General features: G+C 36.2%; 17 protein-coding genes. 3 read left to right on the top strand and 14 right to left on the bottom strand.

All coding sequences use genetic code 11. The features are described 5' to 3' along the window. Positions 1 to 9 precede the first annotated feature (9 nt). From CP363_RS02730 to CP363_RS02700, 7 genes are all read right to left on the bottom strand, one after another. On the bottom strand, positions 10 to 600 hold the full coding sequence (locus CP363_RS02730; protein ID WP_098035804.1) for a DUF1788 domain-containing protein: 591 nt from the start codon (positions 598 to 600) through the stop codon (positions 10 to 12). Next, positions 600 to 1,205: a DUF1819 family protein gene (locus CP363_RS02725; RefSeq protein WP_098035803.1), complete on the bottom strand. Its 606-nt coding sequence runs from the start codon at positions 1,203 to 1,205 to the stop codon at positions 600 to 602. Before CP363_RS02725 ends, CP363_RS02730 begins: the two co-directional genes overlap by 1 nt. Before the next feature lie 222 nt (positions 1,206 to 1,427). Beyond that, positions 1,428 to 2,816, bottom strand: a complete 1,389-nt coding sequence (locus CP363_RS02720; RefSeq protein WP_098035802.1) for a glycoside hydrolase family 1 protein — start codon at positions 2,814 to 2,816, stop codon at positions 1,428 to 1,430. Positions 2,817 to 2,845: 29 nt separating this feature from the next. After that, on the bottom strand, positions 2,846 to 3,454 hold the full coding sequence (locus tag CP363_RS02715) for a hypothetical protein (protein WP_143468710.1): 609 nt from the start codon (positions 3,452 to 3,454) through the stop codon (positions 2,846 to 2,848). Positions 3,455 to 3,476: 22 nt separating this feature from the next. Then, the gene (locus tag CP363_RS02710) at positions 3,477 to 4,400 is read right to left on the bottom strand and encodes a carbohydrate ABC transporter permease (RefSeq protein ID WP_098035800.1); all 924 of its coding nucleotides are present in this window, start codon (positions 4,398 to 4,400) and stop codon (positions 3,477 to 3,479) included. Position 4,401: 1 nt separating this feature from the next. After that, positions 4,402 to 5,292 (bottom strand): carbohydrate ABC transporter permease, encoded by an 891-nt coding sequence (locus CP363_RS02705; protein WP_098035799.1) that lies wholly within the window; start codon positions 5,290 to 5,292, stop codon positions 4,402 to 4,404. A gap of 62 nt (positions 5,293 to 5,354) precedes the next feature. After that, entirely contained in the window at positions 5,355 to 6,659 is a 1,305-nt protein-coding gene (locus tag CP363_RS02700; protein WP_098035798.1) for an ABC transporter substrate-binding protein, read from the bottom strand. Between the two features lie 222 nt (positions 6,660 to 6,881). Between CP363_RS02700 and CP363_RS02695 the strand changes: the two genes are divergently transcribed. From CP363_RS02695 to CP363_RS02685, 3 genes are read left to right on the top strand one after another with little or no spacing between them, the layout of a single operon-like run. Next, positions 6,882 to 7,826 (top strand): acetylxylan esterase, encoded by a 945-nt coding sequence (locus tag CP363_RS02695; RefSeq protein WP_098035797.1) that lies wholly within the window; start codon positions 6,882 to 6,884, stop codon positions 7,824 to 7,826. Next, a complete protein-coding gene (locus CP363_RS02690; RefSeq protein ID WP_233187125.1) occupies positions 7,819 to 10,047 on the top strand; it encodes an alpha-galactosidase in 2,229 nt (742 codons plus the stop codon). The genes CP363_RS02695 and CP363_RS02690 overlap by 8 nt, the downstream gene beginning before the upstream one ends. Before the next feature lie 23 nt (positions 10,048 to 10,070). Further along, the gene (locus CP363_RS02685; RefSeq protein WP_098035795.1) at positions 10,071 to 11,183 is read left to right on the top strand and encodes an ABC transporter ATP-binding protein; all 1,113 of its coding nucleotides are present in this window, start codon (positions 10,071 to 10,073) and stop codon (positions 11,181 to 11,183) included. Positions 11,184 to 11,277: 94 nt separating this feature from the next. Here the strand turns inward: CP363_RS02685 and CP363_RS02680 are convergent, their stop codons facing one another. The 7 genes from CP363_RS02680 to CP363_RS02650 form a co-directional block, all read right to left on the bottom strand. Further along, complete coding sequence (locus tag CP363_RS02680; RefSeq protein ID WP_098035794.1) at positions 11,278 to 12,153, bottom strand: Rpn family recombination-promoting nuclease/putative transposase; 876 nt, start codon at positions 12,151 to 12,153, stop codon at positions 11,278 to 11,280. Between the two features lie 253 nt (positions 12,154 to 12,406). Then, positions 12,407 to 12,775 carry a PTS lactose/cellobiose transporter subunit IIA gene (locus tag CP363_RS02675; protein ID WP_098035793.1) on the bottom strand — a complete coding sequence of 123 codons (369 nt, stop codon included), beginning with the start codon at positions 12,773 to 12,775 and terminating at the stop codon, positions 12,407 to 12,409. A 40-nt stretch (positions 12,776 to 12,815) separates the two neighbouring features. Continuing rightward, positions 12,816 to 13,154 (bottom strand): PTS sugar transporter subunit IIB, encoded by a 339-nt coding sequence (locus CP363_RS02670; protein WP_098035792.1) that lies wholly within the window; start codon positions 13,152 to 13,154, stop codon positions 12,816 to 12,818. Positions 13,155 to 13,213: 59 nt separating this feature from the next. Beyond that, entirely contained in the window at positions 13,214 to 14,503 is a 1,290-nt protein-coding gene (locus CP363_RS02665; protein WP_098035791.1) for a prolyl oligopeptidase family serine peptidase, read from the bottom strand. A gap of 13 nt (positions 14,504 to 14,516) precedes the next feature. Next, on the bottom strand, positions 14,517 to 15,806 hold the full coding sequence (locus tag CP363_RS02660; protein WP_098035790.1) for a DUF4038 domain-containing protein: 1,290 nt from the start codon (positions 15,804 to 15,806) through the stop codon (positions 14,517 to 14,519). An 80-nt stretch (positions 15,807 to 15,886) separates the two neighbouring features. Continuing rightward, positions 15,887 to 16,795, bottom strand: coding sequence for an alpha/beta hydrolase (locus CP363_RS02655; RefSeq protein ID WP_098035789.1), 909 nt, complete (start codon positions 16,793 to 16,795; stop codon positions 15,887 to 15,889). A gap of 37 nt (positions 16,796 to 16,832) precedes the next feature. Then, positions 16,833 to 18,119: a PTS sugar transporter subunit IIC gene (locus CP363_RS02650; RefSeq protein ID WP_098035788.1), complete on the bottom strand. Its 1,287-nt coding sequence runs from the start codon at positions 18,117 to 18,119 to the stop codon at positions 16,833 to 16,835. Positions 18,120 to 18,272 lie beyond the last annotated feature (153 nt).

Here is an 18,272-nt window from a genome sequence, read left to right as displayed (position 1 = left end):
CTATATTCCTTAATCTACTCTAAATGCTCTGTAATAATTTTGATCTTTTACTTCACCGAAGGCTCTTAGGCTCATTTCATCATAATTGCCTGGATAGAACATTACAACGGGATTTTTATCCAAAACTTGATGCATCGTGTTAAGAATCTTATGTGCTCTAATAATCGGATAAACTTTGCCCAGTCCGTCTAAGAAAATAATACATTGCTCTGGCAATCTTGACTGGATATATTGAACAATCAAATTATTATTTTCGCTCATTTCAAGAATATTGTTGATTTGTTCAATCAGTACATCAAAGCCTTGCTTTTTTTCAATATTTTCAAGAATGGGAATGGGATCTGCACCAGTATATTCTTCTTGCTCTCTGAGTAACTTCATCATGACATCATAAATATCAAAAACACGCAAATTCACTCTGGAGGCTAAAGGACTGTCACTTATTTTGGCAATTTGCTTGTGCACTTCCAGCTCTTGGTCAGCTGGATAATCAAAGATCCAATAGCCGACTTCATTGGATAATCCTTCATTATGTTGAAACTTAGGATCAACCATTTTTTCCTTCAGATGGCTGAATCTAAGATTGATATCTTCAGTCATTATATTCCTCCTAAAGCAGCCAATTCATAATCTAACTTGGCATTTTTCATAATTAAGGCTACTTGTGTGTCAATTAATGGGTAAAGCAATTTATCTTCTTTTTTATTTTCGGGATTGATTTCCATTAACCCAGCGTCCCGCAAAAAAGTTTTGAGCGCACCCTTAAGCCGCTTAAACGTATTCAAGGACCATTTTGCTATTTCAGGACTTTCGATTCGCTTTTGATTAAGAAATGCTTCAACTTCGTAATCCTGCAAAGTAGTTTCGTGCATCGTAACTTTTGGCCGATAAACGTCATAGACAAATTCATCAAGAATCCGACTCGTTAACATCACTGAAATTAATGAAACCAATTTTTGATTAGTAGTATTTAGATGCGAAAAAGCATCGATCATTGGCTCAGGTAAGGCTGTTATCCTGATAGCTAGGTTTCTTGAACAGCGCTTAGCACGCGCTTTTGTCGACATTTGAAAAATATTTTCGTCATCACTAAGTTTCTTTATTTCATTAACACTCTTGCCAGATTGATAAAGTTGAATAAATTGCGTAAATTCTGGCAACCAAATTGCATATGAAGCAATCCCACCATTATAATTGTGTGACATGATTTTTCCCCATTTTCGTTAATTGCTTACACGTTTATATCAACATGTAATTCTACCTTATTTATTATATATGTTGTTTTATAATAGAAAAGAGAATTATAGTTTTTTCTGTGACTCCTTATCTGACTACATACAAACAAGAAAAGCCCCGGAAGCACATAACTTTCGAGGCTTATTTAACTTAATTTTATCTAGAGGGAGAGAAATTATTATTTAATTAAGCTATTCTTCAAAGCCATTATTATCACTTAACTTGCGATACCAATGGCCCGACTTTTTAAGAGTTTTAATTTGAGTATGAATATTATCACGAATTAACCCATAACGGTTACGATAGGCATTCATCCATGACCAGCAATCAATCCCAGTCCATACAAAGTAGCCGTGACAATTCGATCCTGCTTCAATACCCTTATGTAGTTCTAATAGGTGGTCCTTGATAAACTTGATTCGATACTCATCTTGAACCACGCCATCTTTGATAAAGCGTTCTTCGCGGGAGACACCCATTCCGTTTTCTGAGACAAACCAATCAATATTGCCATAATTATCGCGAATATTGATCGCAATGTCATACAAAGTTTTAGGATAAATCTCCCAGCCCTTATCTACATTCATTACCCGACCTGGCATCTCATAATTATCAAAGTAAATATCCGGCATCCAGTCCTGTAAACTCTTAGGAGAAACTTGCGGTGCCTGTACTCTTTCAGGATGGTAAAAGTTAACGCCAAGTTCATCAATTGTATTTTGCTTGATCAAACTAAGTTCATCATCTGTTGCATCCCACAACACACCAGCATCAGTCAAAACATCCACTAATTCTTTGTGATAATGTCCCAAGATAGCTGGATCAAGGAACATATTATTGTCCCAAAGGTTGGCAAAACGGGCAGCTACTAAATCAGCTTCATTTTCTGATGCAGGATAAGCAGGTGTCAAATTTAGGATAATGCCAATCTTGTTCTTGCCATCAGCAAAACGCTCATGAAACTTCTTAATCGCTTTAGCTGATGCCAAGTTAATGTTATAGGCAACTTGTACCGCTAGCGGGCCATCGACTTTCAATGGATAATGGAACTTATACAGATAACCACCATCAATAATTACTTTAGGCTCATTAAAAGTGAACCAGTGCTGAACACGGTCACCAAACAACTCAAAACACTTGTCAGCATACTTAGCATAAAGGTCAGTGACATGCTTTGATTCAAATCCACCATATTTCTTCTGCAATTCAATTGGCATATCGAAGTGGCACAAGTTAATGTATGGTGTAATGCCATCTTTAATCATTTCATCGATGACATTATTGTAAAAATCGACCGCATCCTGATTAACAGTTGCTTTTTCAAAATCATCAATCAAACGTGACCACTGAATCGAGGTTCTAAGGTTTTTGATTCCTGCTTCACGCATTAACTTTAAGTCTGACTTATAGTCATTATAAAAGTTTGATGCAGTATCAGGACCTACACCATTATAGAAAGCTTCAGGATCGATTGAGTACCAATAGTCAAAAACGTTTTGGTGCTTTTTCTTAAAGCAACCCTCGGACTGTGGCCCAGAAGTCGCCGCACCCCAAGCAAAATCTTTTGGAAATTTAATCATATTTTTTGCACTTTCGTTTTTTACGTAATCTATTTTGTTAATTTTTCTTTTTCCTTTTCAATTAAAAGATTATAAGTATGACACACACATGCCGCTATTACTCCAGGCATTATTAATACAGCTATCACTGCATTTTTGATAAAAAGTAAAGTAATTGTAACTAATAATGTAATTGTAGTAATCGTTATTTGTGGACAATGAAATAACATGAATAAAGCTTTTAAGTAATAGTTTTTAGTATTCATCGCCTGTTCTTTTGCCTTCACTAAAGTTAATTCAACTATGTAAGTTAATAGAATAATTGTCCAAATTGCAATTATCCAAAAACAAAGACTAATTACAACATTATTAGCTCTTGTCCTAACAACTATAACTGCCAAAGCTATCCATAAAGAAATCATAAAAGCAGCGATAATAGACAGTATCTTAGATCCTTTTAATTCAAAATGATTATCATATTTAAATTTTTGATGAAGATCACGGTCTTTAGGATCCGTAGCATAATAAAGAATGACACTTGAAATTGCATCTGTAAGTCCATAAACGATAAATTTTTTAATCAAAACCCACCAAAATTTTATAGACATCATTACACATAAATAAAACCATTGAACCGCTTTAATTGTTCGACTACGCAAAATTAATCATTCATTTCTATTTTTATTTAACAGCACCAGCTACACCATTGTAAATGTACTTTTGACAAGTCAAAAACAAGATTAGGATTGGTAACATAACAATAATTACGCCTGCAAGGATTACTGGCCAATTAGTACCATAAGGGCCTTTGAACGCATACAAGGCAGTTGAAATTACTTTCAAACTATCATCTGGCATGTAAAGTAATGGGTTGTAAAAGTCATTGTAAATACCCACACCAGAAATAATTAAAATTGTTACAATCGGTGCTTTAAGCAACGGTAAGATAACTTTACGGAAGATTTGGAAGTATGTTGCACCTTCTAGATAAGCTGCTTCATCTAATGAATAAGGAATCTCATTTAAGTACTGTAAGAAAATATAAATAGACATTGCATCAGTACCTAAATTCAAAATAATAACTGACCAAATAGTGTCAAACAAGCCAAGTTTATTAATAATCTGGAAAGTAGCAACCTGACTAGCAATAGCTGGAATTAACATTGCCACAAGGAACAAAGCCATAATTGGCTTTTTCAAAGCAAAATCAAATCGATTAACAGCATATGCAAACATTGCTCCCAAGATGATTTTACCTGCCATTGATACAACTAAGATAAATGCCGTGTTCTTAAAACCTTCAAGCATATCTCCATCAACAAAGGCAGTCTTATAATTAACTAAGCTCCAAGTTTTAGGCAAATCAAACACGCCACCGTTTAAGAATTCTGCTTGAGTCTTAAATGAACCTAAAAATACAACAACAATTGGAATTAATGCCCCTAAAGCCACCAAGATCAAGATAAGATATTTCAAGATCTTAAAGAAAATATCATGTCCAGAATAACGTTTATGATGTCCTGTGGATTGCTTTGGCTTTTTAGCTGTTTCATCAATAATTTCTGAGGCATACTCTTTTTCTAACCTATTTTGATTTTGATTCATGTTAATCCCTCTCTCTTGTTGCTAATTTCTGAACAGCAGTAACAACTAAGATAATAACTAACAAGATAATTGCCATCGCTGAGGCTAATCCTAGTTTATTAAACTTAAAGGCAGTATTAATAGTTTGAATAACAAACGTTGAAGTACCGTTAGCACCACCAGTCATAATATATGGTGTATCGAATGCGCTCAATGAACCGCTAACACTCAAAATTACATTAACTAGGAAAATAGTTTGAATGGCTGGAAACATAATATATTTAAATTGTTGCCATTTGTTAGCGCCATCCATTTCGGCTGCTTCATAAATTTCAGGATCTACTGATTGAATAGCACCAAAGAATAATAAGAAGTTATAACCTGTATACCGCCATAATGAAGTCAACGCGATAGCCCAATTATTAGTTGAACGATTACCCATCCAAAGCTTAATCCAACTATTTAAACCAAAGAACTTCATAATTGTATCTAAAGTACCATTCTGCTTATAGAAGTACAGGAAGATAAAGCCAATAGCAACACCGTTAATCAAGTATGGGAAGAAAATTAATCCTTTCCATAAATTTGGAAACTTAACTTTAAATGACAGCATTACTGCAAGTAGCATAGCTAACGATAATTGCAAAATTGATACTGCAAAGTAATAGAAACTTACTTTAAATACTTGAACATATTGTGGATTAGTTAACACTGTTTTATAGTTTTCTAGTCCTACAAAATCACTATGTGCACTAATTCCATCCCAATTAGTTACCGAATACTGTATCATTTTTACTAAAGGTAAATATGAAAATACTAATAGTAAAGTAACTGGAATAATCGTAAACATTACGATAACAAGTTTCTTTTGCAGACGATAATTTGTCCTAAACTTTTCTATTGCACCTTTCATAAAACATGCTCCTTAATAAAATACTGGGATCAAACTCAATTGATTCCAGCATTTTTTAATAATTATTTAACGTTTTTAGCAACTGCTTTGTTCCATCTACTATTCATATCATTCATAATTGATTCAAAGCTTTCCTTGTTGTTACCAACGCCGGCATCAATAATCTTTTGTTTGTAATCTTCAGTAGTTTGGAAGCCGACTTCGGCATCGTTGTTAACCTTTTGAAGCAAGTCTTCCTCACCCTTAGGAGCTTGAGTGTTTTGAACTAATTTAACATCGTTTTTCTTCAATGAATCAAAAATTGCTGGCATTTGCTTGCCTTTAGGAGTTGGAATAGCACCACAGTCCTTAGCATAATCTGACTTATTAACTAACCAATCAACAAATTCTCTAGCTGCCTTCTTGTGCTTACTGTGTTTACTAATTGCATAACAATAGTCTGCACCGATAGTTACCATTTGTTGACCACTCTTTGGTGTCATCGGAAATGCTTCAAATTTAATGTTATTAGCATTTTTCTTATTCTTTTGTTGAATTTGTAGAACAGCAAATGAACCTAGTTCCATGGCACCAATCTTGTTGTCAGCCATGTCTTGCTTACATTGTTCCCAGTCTGAAGTGGTTGGGTCACCTTCAACTAACTTATCTTTACATGCAGTATAAAGAATGTTGTAAATGGTGTTCATTGGCTTTCCCTTAGCAAATGGGCTCTTCATTTTCATCATTTCATTTAAGTAGTTTGGATCACCAGCCGCTGCAGAGACTTGATAGTCCCAGTTAGACAAAGCCCAGCCTGAGTGATAGTTGGTGTACAGTGGTGTGACTCCTTTTTCTTTAGCCTTAATTGCTTTCAAAGCAGCAATAAATTTTTCTGGGGTTTTAGGAAAAGTCTTATAACCAGCTTTTCTGAAGACTTCCATATTTACCACCATGCCTTGACCATTCATATCAGAAGGAAGGCCGTAAACCGTACCATGATATTGCTTGGCATTGACACCGTAATATTTCTTAGATAATGTACTTAATTTCCCAAATGGCTCAACAAAATGAGAGTAGTCCTTAGCATTTACCGAATCTGGAAGCATGAATACATCCCCATAATTATTTGAATTCATGCGCGTCTTCATATTAGTGGCATAATCACTCAATGCTTGAACTTTAACTTCAATATTAGGGTGAGTCTTTTGGAATTCTTTTACGTAGCGATCCCAAGTACCATCTTGTTTAAAGTCAGTCTTGTGGTTAATAAAAGTAATCGTTTCTTTCTTACCATTATTTGAACATCCTGTAAGACCAACTGCAACAGCAGTGATAGCTGTCAATGAAGCAACACCAGTACGTACTGCCTTAATTTTTCCTCTATTCATAATCTAAACTCCTCATAAAATCATCCAGCTCTTTAAAAGCGCTTTCATTACTTGACACTTATAATATAAATCTTTGAAATCAAAAGTAAATACCTTGATTAGTGTATGTAAAGTCTTTAACTTAACAAGAACCTTATTACGTGTTTACTTTTACCTAATGCAAGGCTTATTCTAATGATGAAAGCGAATACAAAGTAAATTATGTTGATTATGGAGAATAAAATGGTAAACGTAAACAATTTTAAAGACTATTTAGGTCTTGGTAAAAAACCAAAAGATTTTGATGAATTTTGGAATAAAGGAAAAAAAGAAGTAGATAAATTAGGTAATACTTATGAGTTGAAACAAGTGAACCTCCCTTCTCATGTCGCTAATTTTTATCATCTATACTTCAAAGGAATTAGTGGTGCTCGAGTCCATGCTCAACTCGTAACTCCAAAAAAGATAGAAGGAAAACATCCTGGCGTTCTCCTATTTCATGGTTATCACTGCGACAGTGGTGATTTTCAAGATAAGGTTGGCTGGGCCGCTGAAGGTTTTGTTTCCTTAGCACTTGACTGCCGCGGGCAAGGTGGATTGTCAGAAGATAATGTTCCTGTCAAAGGTGATATCTTACAAGGATTAATCATCAGAGGCGTCGAAGAATGGGATCCTAAAAAACTTTACTACTATCGTCAATTTCTTGATCTCTATCAAGCAGCGCACATTTTAATGTCAATGGAACACGTTGATGAAAAGAAGATCTGGTGCCAGGGTGCTTCACAAGGTGGTGGTCTTTCAATTGCCTGCGCTGGTCTGGTACCAGAAATTTACAAAGTTCAAGTTGCCTATCCTTTCCTGTCAGACTATCGCAAAGCATACCAATATGGTCCTGACACTGCATTTAGTGAGCTAAGCTACTGGTTTAAGTATCGCGATCCTCTTCATAAGAAGGAAAAGGATTTCTTTAACCTATTAGATTACATCGATATTAAATATTTAGCAGAAAATATTAAGGCTCAAGTTATATGGGAAATCGGTGGTAGCGATCAATTAGTGCCGCCAGAAACACAAATGGCCGCATACAATCGGATTAAATCAAAGAAGCAACTTTATGTTGAACCTGAATACGGTCACGAGTATCTTCCACACTTGGGTGATGAAACAAGGAGTTTTTTCATTGAGTAATTTAATTTATATCAACAAAGAAAAGTTGGAATTTCATTTAACAAACGGTTGCATTTCTTATATTTTTCGGGTGATGCCTAAAATAAAGCAACTTGAATCGATTTATTTTGGTAAAGCCGTTCACGTCAGAGAAGATTTGTCTAATTTAGACGAATATGAGCCAGGATCTGGTTGTCAGCTCTTTGCCCAAACAGGAATTGCTTCTCTTGAACATAGACGGCAAGAATATCCTACTTATGGCACAACTGATTTTAGAAAGCCTGCTTTTGAAATCAAATATGATGACGGAGATAAGATCAGCAATTTTCAATATTACAGCTATCAAATATTAAATGGAGCGCCATACTATGATGAGCTTCCTCATGTTCGTTATGCCGACGATGATGCCAAAACTTTAGTTATCTTGCTTAAAGACGAGTATAGCGAGCTAAAATTAAAGCTTAACTACACAATCTTTGCCGATCTAGATATTATCGTTAGAAATGCTGAGTTCTTTAATCCTGGTAAAAATAGTTATCACCTGTTGTCCGCAAAGAGTGCCAGCTTTGATTTGTCAACTGCCAATTATGATCTAATTACATTAAATGGTGCTTGGGCACGTGAACGTCACGTCAACCGCACGCCACTGCGTCCTGGCATTCAAGAGATCGGCTCTGTCCGTGGTACTACTGGTCACATTCATGATCCTTTCATTGCTTTAGCTGACAAAAATACTAGTCAAAATCAAGGCAATGTTATTGGAATGACCCTAATGTATTCGGGCAATCATCAAGAAACAATTGATGTTAACGCTTATGGTGTAACTCGTGTAATGACTGGAATTAGTGATGCCGACTTTGACTGGATTTTGGAGCCGATGTCTAACTTCGTTACCCCACAAGCCGTACTTAGCTTTTCAGATCAAGGCTTTAATGGATTAAGTCACAATTATCATGATTTAATTCGTGAACATATTCTTAATCAGCACTGGCAAAAACCTGAGCGTCCTGTCTTGATCAACAACTGGGAAGCTACCTACTATGATTTTGATGAGAAAAAACTGGTCAACTTAGCCAAAGAAGCTAAAGATATTGGCTGTGACCTCTTTGTCTTAGATGATGGCTGGTTTGGTCACCGCACAAGTGATGCTGGCTCGATGGGTGACTGGGAAGTGGACAAAAAGAAATTGCCACAAGGATTGGATCATTTAGTTCAAAAAATTCATGATTTAGACATGAAATTCGGGCTATGGTTTGAGCCAGAAGCTTTATCAATGGATACCAAACTATATCAAGAGCATCCTTCTTGGCTTCTAGGCAATAGTAAAAAACATCTGTCACAAGGTCGAAATCAATACTTAGTCGATTTCACTAATCCAGCCGCAGTTAACTTTTTATTTAAAAAGATCAGCAAAATTATTGACCAAATTCATCCTGACTACATTAAGTGGGATATGAATCGCAATATTACTGAACCCTATTCAAATTATTTACCCAAAGATCAACAAGGCGAGGTCTTTCATCGCTATATCTTAGGTGTCTACAAACTTTATCAACTACTAACGGACAAATATCCTAAGATTTTGTTTGAATCCTGTGCGGGCGGTGGTGGTCGCTATGACTTAGCTATGTTTTACTACGCCCCACAAGCTTGGACCAGTGATGACACAGATGCCAATGAACGCTGGCAAATTCAAACCGGTACCTCTTATGTTTATCCACCTGCTGTGATGGGAGCTCATGTATCAATTGTGCCAAATCACCAAACAGGCCGTGTCACTCCACTACATTCACGCGTTAACATTGCTATGTTTGGGACTTACGGCTACGAATTTGACCTAACCAAGTTAACCCAGAAAGAAAAAGACGAGTTAAAGAAAGGAACTGAGCAATTCCATCATTTCCACGACTTAATCTTCAACGGTGACTTCTACCGCTTAGAGCCGAGCCATCCTGGACATGGTGCCTGGGAAGTAAATTCTAAGGATAAAAAGCATGCGGTTATCTGTTATTACTATGGCTTAAGTGAACCGAATAATGGATATTACCACGTTAAACTTGCTGGTCTTGATCCAAATCAGCTTTATGAAATTAATGGTCAGCGCAAATTATTTGGTGACGAATTAATGAATATTGGCTTACCGCTAACTGAAGATTATCGCGGACGTGAAGCTGAATATTGGTCAAAGCAAAGAGTTGATTTTGATACTAAGATTTTTGAACTAAAAGCAATTAATGATTAACGAATGAGAATGGAGAAATAAAAATGGTTAAAGTAGATTTGGATCACGTTTATAAGATGTACAAAGGTAACGACAAATACTCTGTTTCAGACTTCAATTTACACATTGATGATCAAGAATTCATCGTCTTTGTCGGGCCATCTGGTTGTGGTAAGTCAACTACCTTGAGAATGATCGCTGGACTTGAAGATATTTCAAAAGGTACTTTGAAGATCGGCGGCAAAGTTATGAATGATGTTGCGCCAAAGAACCGTGACATTGCCATGGTTTTCCAGAACTACGCCCTATATCCTCACATGACTGTTTACGACAACATGGCCTTTGGGTTGAAACTGCGTCATACTGATAAAGCAGAAATTGATAAGAAGGTCCAAAGAGCCGCAGAAATCTTGGGCTTGAAGCAATATCTGAAGCGTAAGCCTGCTGCCCTTTCTGGTGGTCAACGTCAGCGTGTAGCCTTGGGACGTGCGATTGTGCGGGATGCGCCAATCTTTTTGATGGACGAGCCTTTGTCAAACTTGGATGCTAAGTTGCGTGTTACCATGCGTGCTGAAATTGCTAAATTGCACCAACAATTGAAGACCACCACGATCTACGTAACCCACGACCAAACCGAAGCGATGACCTTAGCTGACAGAATCGTTGTCATCAAGGATGGTGTTCAACAGCAAGTCGGCACTCCAATGGAAGTATACAACCACCCAGCAAATAAGTTTGTTGCCGGATTTATCGGTTCACCTGCCATGAACTTCTTTAACGTAACTTTGAAAGATGGGAAGATCATTGATGAAGACCACCATGACTTCGAAATCCCAGTTCCAGAAGGTAAACTCAAGATCCTAAAGGATAAGGGCTATGATGGCAAGAAGTTAATCTTCGGTATTCGTCCAGAAGACGTGCATACTGAAGAGGTCTTCTTACAAAGTTTCCCTGAACAAGTAGTAACTGCTAAGGTTGTTGTTTCCGAGCTGTTAGGTGCAGAAACCCAGCTTTACTGCAAGGTGGGTGACACTGACTTAGTATCCAAGGTTGATGCTCGTGACTTCACTAAACCTGGTGCTACTGTTCAAATGGGCTTCGAAATGAACAAGGCTCACTTCTTTGATCCAGAAACCACCATGACTTTAGATAACTAATTAATTACTTGCTTTCCCTCTAAATCAAAACAATCCAAAAAATGCGATAGTACCATAATTGTTGGTGCTATCGCATTTTAGCTTTATCTAAAAACTAGCTTTGCTTTAAAAAGCTTTCCAGCTGATCATCTGAAAAAGTATTGCCATACTTCTGCTTAAGGTGTTGCAAGATACCTTGATTCGTTTCCCCATAGTCCTTTAAGACCGAGATCAGATCAAAGATTCCAGTGATCAAGCCTTCTTTTCTGCCTTCTTCCATGCCTTTTTTACGGCCCTCTTCTAAGCCCTTCTCCATGCCTAGCTGCTTAGCAGCCTCTGCTACTTCTTCCGTGTTCATAACGTGCTTCCTCCATTCTACTGTTTTACGATAGCTATCCATCGACTTCTTGATATACTTGATGAATTTGCCATTCGAGGTTGGCTTGCCCTCGATCATTCGGTAAAGGTCATTAAGACCTGGGCGAATTTTTCCTTTCGTGCCCTTTGTGTTTAAGTATATTATCTCAGATCCATCGTTTAGTTCAACTGTTGGATCTTCTCTAGCCGTATAAACAAAACTGTATCGTTTAAGCCCTTTACCTTTAGGGTCAAACGGCAGAATGAAAATCACATAGGCAGCAGTTAGATTTTCATACTCCTCCCCTTGACGTAAAAAGCCATCTTCCATCATCTTGAACAAGTAATACCTTGCTCGCTTATCCATGTCTTCTTTGCGTGCTACCTGCATTTCCATGTCATAGCGTCTTCCTTGCTCATCCTTGACTAAAACATCTAACACAGAGAATTTTTCATTCGTGTTCAAAGCAATTCTCTCCTGTGTACTGACATTTAGAATCTGGATGTCCAGTTCGGGGAAAACCTCCTGTAACAACATGCGGCAGGCGACTGGATCCTTCATGACATTCTGAAACATCAGATCATCGGTGAAACCCAATGCTTCAGACACGTTTAGCTCTTTCTCTTTGCTCATGCAAAGCCCTCCTAAAAATAGTTTGAGGATATTTACCCTCTACTATTTATTACGCAAAAAAGGGCTAATATTTTTTGGAAAGTTGAATTTTTTACAAAAAAGCCAGCGAATTGATATCGCTGGTTTTCTATCACTTTATTCTTCTGTTAGCAATAATGCTTGCCAAGGCTTTCTTGCTAGATGGAATTTATGGTCATTAGTAATCTCTTGATCAAAATCTTCAATGGTTTCATCGAGGTCAATCTAATTTTTACTATTTCTCTTTTTTAAGAAAGCCAGATTTATATAGCTTTTCGTAAAGATCTACCATTTCTCCAGCTAAATCTCTAAATGTAATAGCATTCATCAAGTGGTCTTGTGAGTGTACTACCAACAAAGTGACGTGCATATGGTCGCCTTGTGCTTCCTTGGTTAACATGCTGGTTTGAGAATTATGTGCTTCAAGTAAGGACTTGTCGCTTTCCTTCAACTTCGTACGAGCACCCTCAATATCGCCCTTTTTAGCCAAGCGAATTGCTTCAAACGCTAAACTTTTAGCATTACCACCATTTGCAATTAAACCCATAGCGGCCATTAAAGTTTCTTGTTCTTTTTGTTCTGGAGTTTTCTTTTCTTCTGCCATAAAATCTGTCTCACTTTCCTTAGCTATTTTAGCTAATTAATTATTCACCTTTGATCAATTTTTCTGCTTGAGCTAAAACGTTAGCACCATTCATCATGCCGTAGTCTTGCATGTTAATAACGTCCAAAGGAATGTCCTTACCATCTTTGCCCTTGCCTTTAACCTTGTTTTCGAAGTCACCCTTCATGTAGCTTACTTGAGGCCCAAGAAGTACACAGTCGATTTGTTGTTGTGACATCTTGTCGTCTGCTTCTGAAGCTGGGCAAGCAAAAATCTCAGCGTCAATGCCTTGTTCCTTAGCAGCAGCTTGCATCTTAGTTACCAAAAGTGAAGTACTCATACCTGCACTACAATTTAACATAATAGTTTGTTCAGCCATAATATAAAATCCTCATGAATTTTAATTCTTTATTTACGTATTTTCCAGATACTTGGCTATTATTTATTTTTTGTCTGCATTGCCAGCCACTCAAACAAACTGACCTCTTTATTATTTTCTATTACTGGCATGCCATCAAAATCATTTTTACAGTCATCATTGAAAACAGGTATCCAAGCAAAATGGCCCAAATATTCATACGGATTACCATCTTTGTCTTTGAACATACCATGCATATCAACAATTTTATTCCAAAAAGTGAAATGTAAATTCTTAGCCCCAGCCTTTTTCAAACGGCGATAAGTCGGCAAAACATATTCTTCAGGAATAACAATTGGATCATTCTTGGCATGAACAAACCACAGCGGAATATCCTTAAGAGTATCAATTTCTTGATCTGAAATTGACTTATCATATAAGGCCTCGCAAATCGGAAATCCTGCTGTAAAGAAATCTGGGTAATCAATCAACATTCTAAGAGTCATAAAACCACCATTGGAATCTCCACCAATATAAATTCGATCCATGTCAATTCCTTCTGAGTTATTGGCAATAAACTTTTTAATTACTTTCATCAAAGATTCAACATAAATAGATTGTCCGGATTTACCCATTTGCTCTTGACCATCATTCATCCAGACTGTTGGACACTGTGGCACTAAGACATATGCTCCATCAAAAATATCTTGAATATGTTTTTCAGTTAAAGCCGTAACTTTATTCCCAGAATACGCTATTGGCAAATCTTGTCCACCTTCACCAGCACCATGTAAAAATACAATTAATGGTTTCTTGCTTCCTTTACGTTGTGGAATGAAGTAGCCATAATTCAATTCATTTTTATCATTAAATTTAACTTGAACAAAGCGACTTTTTGCATCATTAAAAGTTTCAGCGCAATGATCAAATACCAAGCCTGATAAAATTCCATTTTCTGTTTGAATATCTGCTGTTTGAGTAATCATATAATCATGGACAGTATAGTATTCTAACATCCCCGGTGTTGAAAAATCAGCACTAATAGCCGAACTTAGATTTACTAAAGGGCCATAATTAAGAGAAAGTGTAATAAAATTGCCTTCTTTTAATCGATTTCCTCTTATATCCGATGGATAGACTTCTTTAATTGATCGGTATCCCTTTTGTTCAATTAATGTAGAATTGGGATCCATTCTATGCAGCGGTTTTTTGACCAATTCACCATTTTTATCACAGATTTGTACATAAACAAAAAATTGATTCTTGTTGAGCGACTTAAAAGTTATCCTCCGATTAAGGGGCAAAATAATTTTAGTCACATATGGTCCAAAATCAGTTATCTCAATTTTTTGATAATAAATTCTACCCATAATAGTTTTCCTTCTATTTCTCAATAATCACCAATTCGTCCTCAATTACTGGCAATAAACACAAAGTGTTCTCTTTAATTCTACCCGTTAAAATTCTTTGGCTATTCAAATCAATTACTCTGCATTTTTTAACCTTTATTCCTAATTCATCAAAATTAATGATTCCTGCTGTTGGTAAATAAATAAAAAGATATTTTTCATTCTCGGCTGCTCGAATAGTTTTATTGCTTTTAACTGGTTCATTAATTGGAGTTAAGCCACTCTTCGCGTACTGCATGATGAAATTCTTCAAGAACCCCATATCTTTGGCACCACGAAATTGTAAACAATCGCGCCAGTCATATGGCACTAATTGAACGTTAAAGTTTGTTTCCAACTTTATTTCAGGACGTGCAGTATCATTCCAAGGCCAAATTCCAAAGGTTCCATAACCTAATCCAGCATCTGCTCCTGATAGAACTGCACGCCAAGCGGCTTTTCGAACGTCAAATGCACTATAGCGTTCTGGAACAGGACATTTCATTTTTGTCAGTCCTTCATAACAAAGTTCAGTGTCAATAATTGGGCCTCGATAATTTTGCTCATTTCGCAATGCCTGTGGAATCGTATAAGCACTTGCTTGGCCAGTATATCCATGTCCTGATTGATAGCCATAAAAGCTAATTTGATTAACAAATTCTTCAGGTAGATCATGACTTTCACCATTAATATGAAATGCATAAATATTATTTGGATCTATCGCCTTAGCAGTCTTTAATACTTCACGATAATATTTGATCGCTAGACTAGGTTTTTGCTTACCATTGTCAGTAAATCCAACATCTCCGCTAACAAACCAAATTGGATTAAATCTCTTAAATCTATTCACCACATAAGTAATATATGGTTTAATTTGTTCAAATCTCATTGTATTGTTTTTTACAAAATTACTCATCCAAGTATCCGGAACAAAATTACCCCATAATAAAACCAAAACAGGAATCATATCACGCTTTTTCATTTCTTCCAACATCTTGGCAGCATTGTCAAAATATTCTTCATTAATTTTCGAAAAATCATATTTATAACTACCATCTTTATAGTTAGCAATTGCAAACGGTTCGCGATTCTTAATCGGGGCACTAGAGTCCCATTGACGTAAAATATTGATTTGAATGGCATTAAACCCTTCAGTTTTACGAGTATCAAGATAGTAACGCCAATCAGGCATTTCTATACTGCCAAAAGCCCCCCAACATGTGTCGGCCAAATAGAATATTCTTTTTCCATTCTTGTACAAATATTTTCCTTTTGTTTGTAACATAGCTCTACCTCATAATAAAAATGCAAGATCCGCAATTAAATTACACTTTCCAAGAACGAATCTTACAATTTTTACATCATTTAAAATAAATGGATTAAGTGATTTTCTGTTAACCACCCTAAATAAAGTCTTTTCCAAGTTGCAGCTTGCTCATTGCTTTGGCTTCGATCCTTTTTACTATCAGTCCTTAAATCTGCCAAAGCTAATCCATGTTTTCCTTTTTGATAAATATGCAATTCAAAAGGAACCATTTCTTTCTCTAATTGACTTGCAAATTCTAAGGCACTAGCCACAGGCACATACGGATCCTCCATTGTGTGCCAAATAAAAACAGGAGGCGTATCTTTTGTAACAGCATCAACCATATTTACCATTTTTACTCGTGATTCTGAACGATCATTTCCTAATGTCGCATAATCTATTAATCCTGGTCCTGCAAACTTTTTAGTTTGCTGATATCGGTCTTTTTCAGGAGTTTTTGCCATGTGTGGTGCACCATATGAGAGGCAAATAGAATTAGGCTGATATTCTTTTCTAGGCTTCTTTACTAACTTTTCAAGCCATTCTGTATTCCAATATACGCCTAGCTGAGCGGTCAAATTTCCACCGGCAGAAAAGCCAATAACATTTATACTGTCAGTATCTAAAGACCATTCATTTGCATGTTCTCTCACGTATGCAATAGTTCTTGCCAAATCAACTAACGGGTTAGGGAAAGTTGTTACTGGCTCCTTTGTGTAATCATGTTTGCCATCATAAAAACTTAAGCCCTCTGTAGCATACTCGGCAACGATACATGAAAATCCTTTACCAAGAAATTCCAGTGCAATCGGCTCTTCCTCACGCCATGATGTCCACATATATGCACCACCAGGGACAATAATCATTACGGGAGATTTTCGATTTATATCTATTTCTTTATTAGGCTCTTGGAGATAAAAAGTAGCACTCGCGCCTTTATCCCCAATCTCTCTTTTAAAATACTTCATATTTATTCACCACACTATCAAATACAATTTAAATTAATTAATTTTTGTTTTTCTCTTCAGCTTCAACAGCCTTTTTCTCATTTGCAAGCAATAATTTATCGTATGCTCTTACAAATGGATAATAAATCAAAGTACATACCGGAATCAGTGCTAATTCAAGAACGACATACTTCCAACTGCCTCGTAAGAGTTGATCCAAAATTACTGGTGTTCCAAACGGCACCTGCATTCCCATATCAACAGGAATTAGCCCAGTTCTAACAGAAATATATGAAATTAATAAACATGCTAAAGGTGCTAAAATATACGGTACTGCTAAATATGCATTAAGAACTATTGGTAGCCCAAAAATCAAAGGTTCATGTATCCCAAACAAGGCTCCTGGAGCGCCTAGTTTACCAACAGTTTTTAATTGTCGACTCTTAACAAAGAAAAGAAGGCAAATCACTAATCCCAACATAGGAGTAATCATAACAAATGATGATAAACCGCCAATTATATAAGGTCTAGGTTGACCTGCTCTAAATGCCTTTAAATTTGCTAAAGTCATTGCAGTCCAGATAGGACTCATAATTGATATTCCTACCATTCCACCATGAATACCCAATACCCAAAGCAGTTGCATCATAAAAATAACAATCATAGTCGCAGTAAGTGTATTACCCAAATGTGTAAGTGGAGTCTGAATTAACCCATATACTGCTTGATGCAAACTACCAAAAGGTGTTTTACTAAAGATTATCGCAACAATAGTAAAAAGTATCGCAACAATAATAGTAGGGACCAGAGCGGCAAATGAATTAGAAATCATCGGTGGTACACCTGCTGGCATTTTTAATGTCCAGTTGTGTTGTACGATATAAACATATAATCTAGCTGAAATTAATCCTACTATAATTGCAGCGAATAATCCTGCTGCACCTAACCATTGGAATGGTAAAACTGTAGTTGGATTTTTGGAGATGGTAACATTTGCAACTGGTGTAACTAACATAAATGAAAGCAATGAAGTTAATCCCCCTTGCATCCCATTTAACTTGAAACTCTTGGTTAAACTATAGCCAATAGTAAAAGCTGCATAAACGGCCACTAAATTTGTAGTAAAATTAACAGGTAATTCAATATAAGATCTAATAGGTGCTATCCATTTTTGATAATCACCGATGTTCATTGATCCCAGCAATGAACTAAAAGCACCAATAACCATAATGGCTAGAGTAGATGCCAAACCACTAGTAACTGATTGTAAATACCTATTACCCTGAATGGTTGAAATTACTTTTTGTAATTTCTCTTTACCATTTAACTTTTTAGCAGAGCTCATTTTTCTTCCTCCTAAAAATAGTAATTTACAACTGTATAAAAATATAAAGCATTTCCTTTTGCAACTATAGAATAACAAATTCTATTCTAAATTAAATTGTAGATTTAATTAATTAGGCTTAACTAAAATTCTTTATAAATGACTATATATGAA

Source organism: Lactobacillus sp. UMNPBX12 (assembly GCF_002553955.1).
GTDB classification, from domain to species: Bacteria; Bacillota; Bacilli; order Lactobacillales; family Lactobacillaceae; genus Lactobacillus; species Lactobacillus crispatus.
This window is presented reverse-complemented; position numbering and strand designations above follow the sequence as displayed.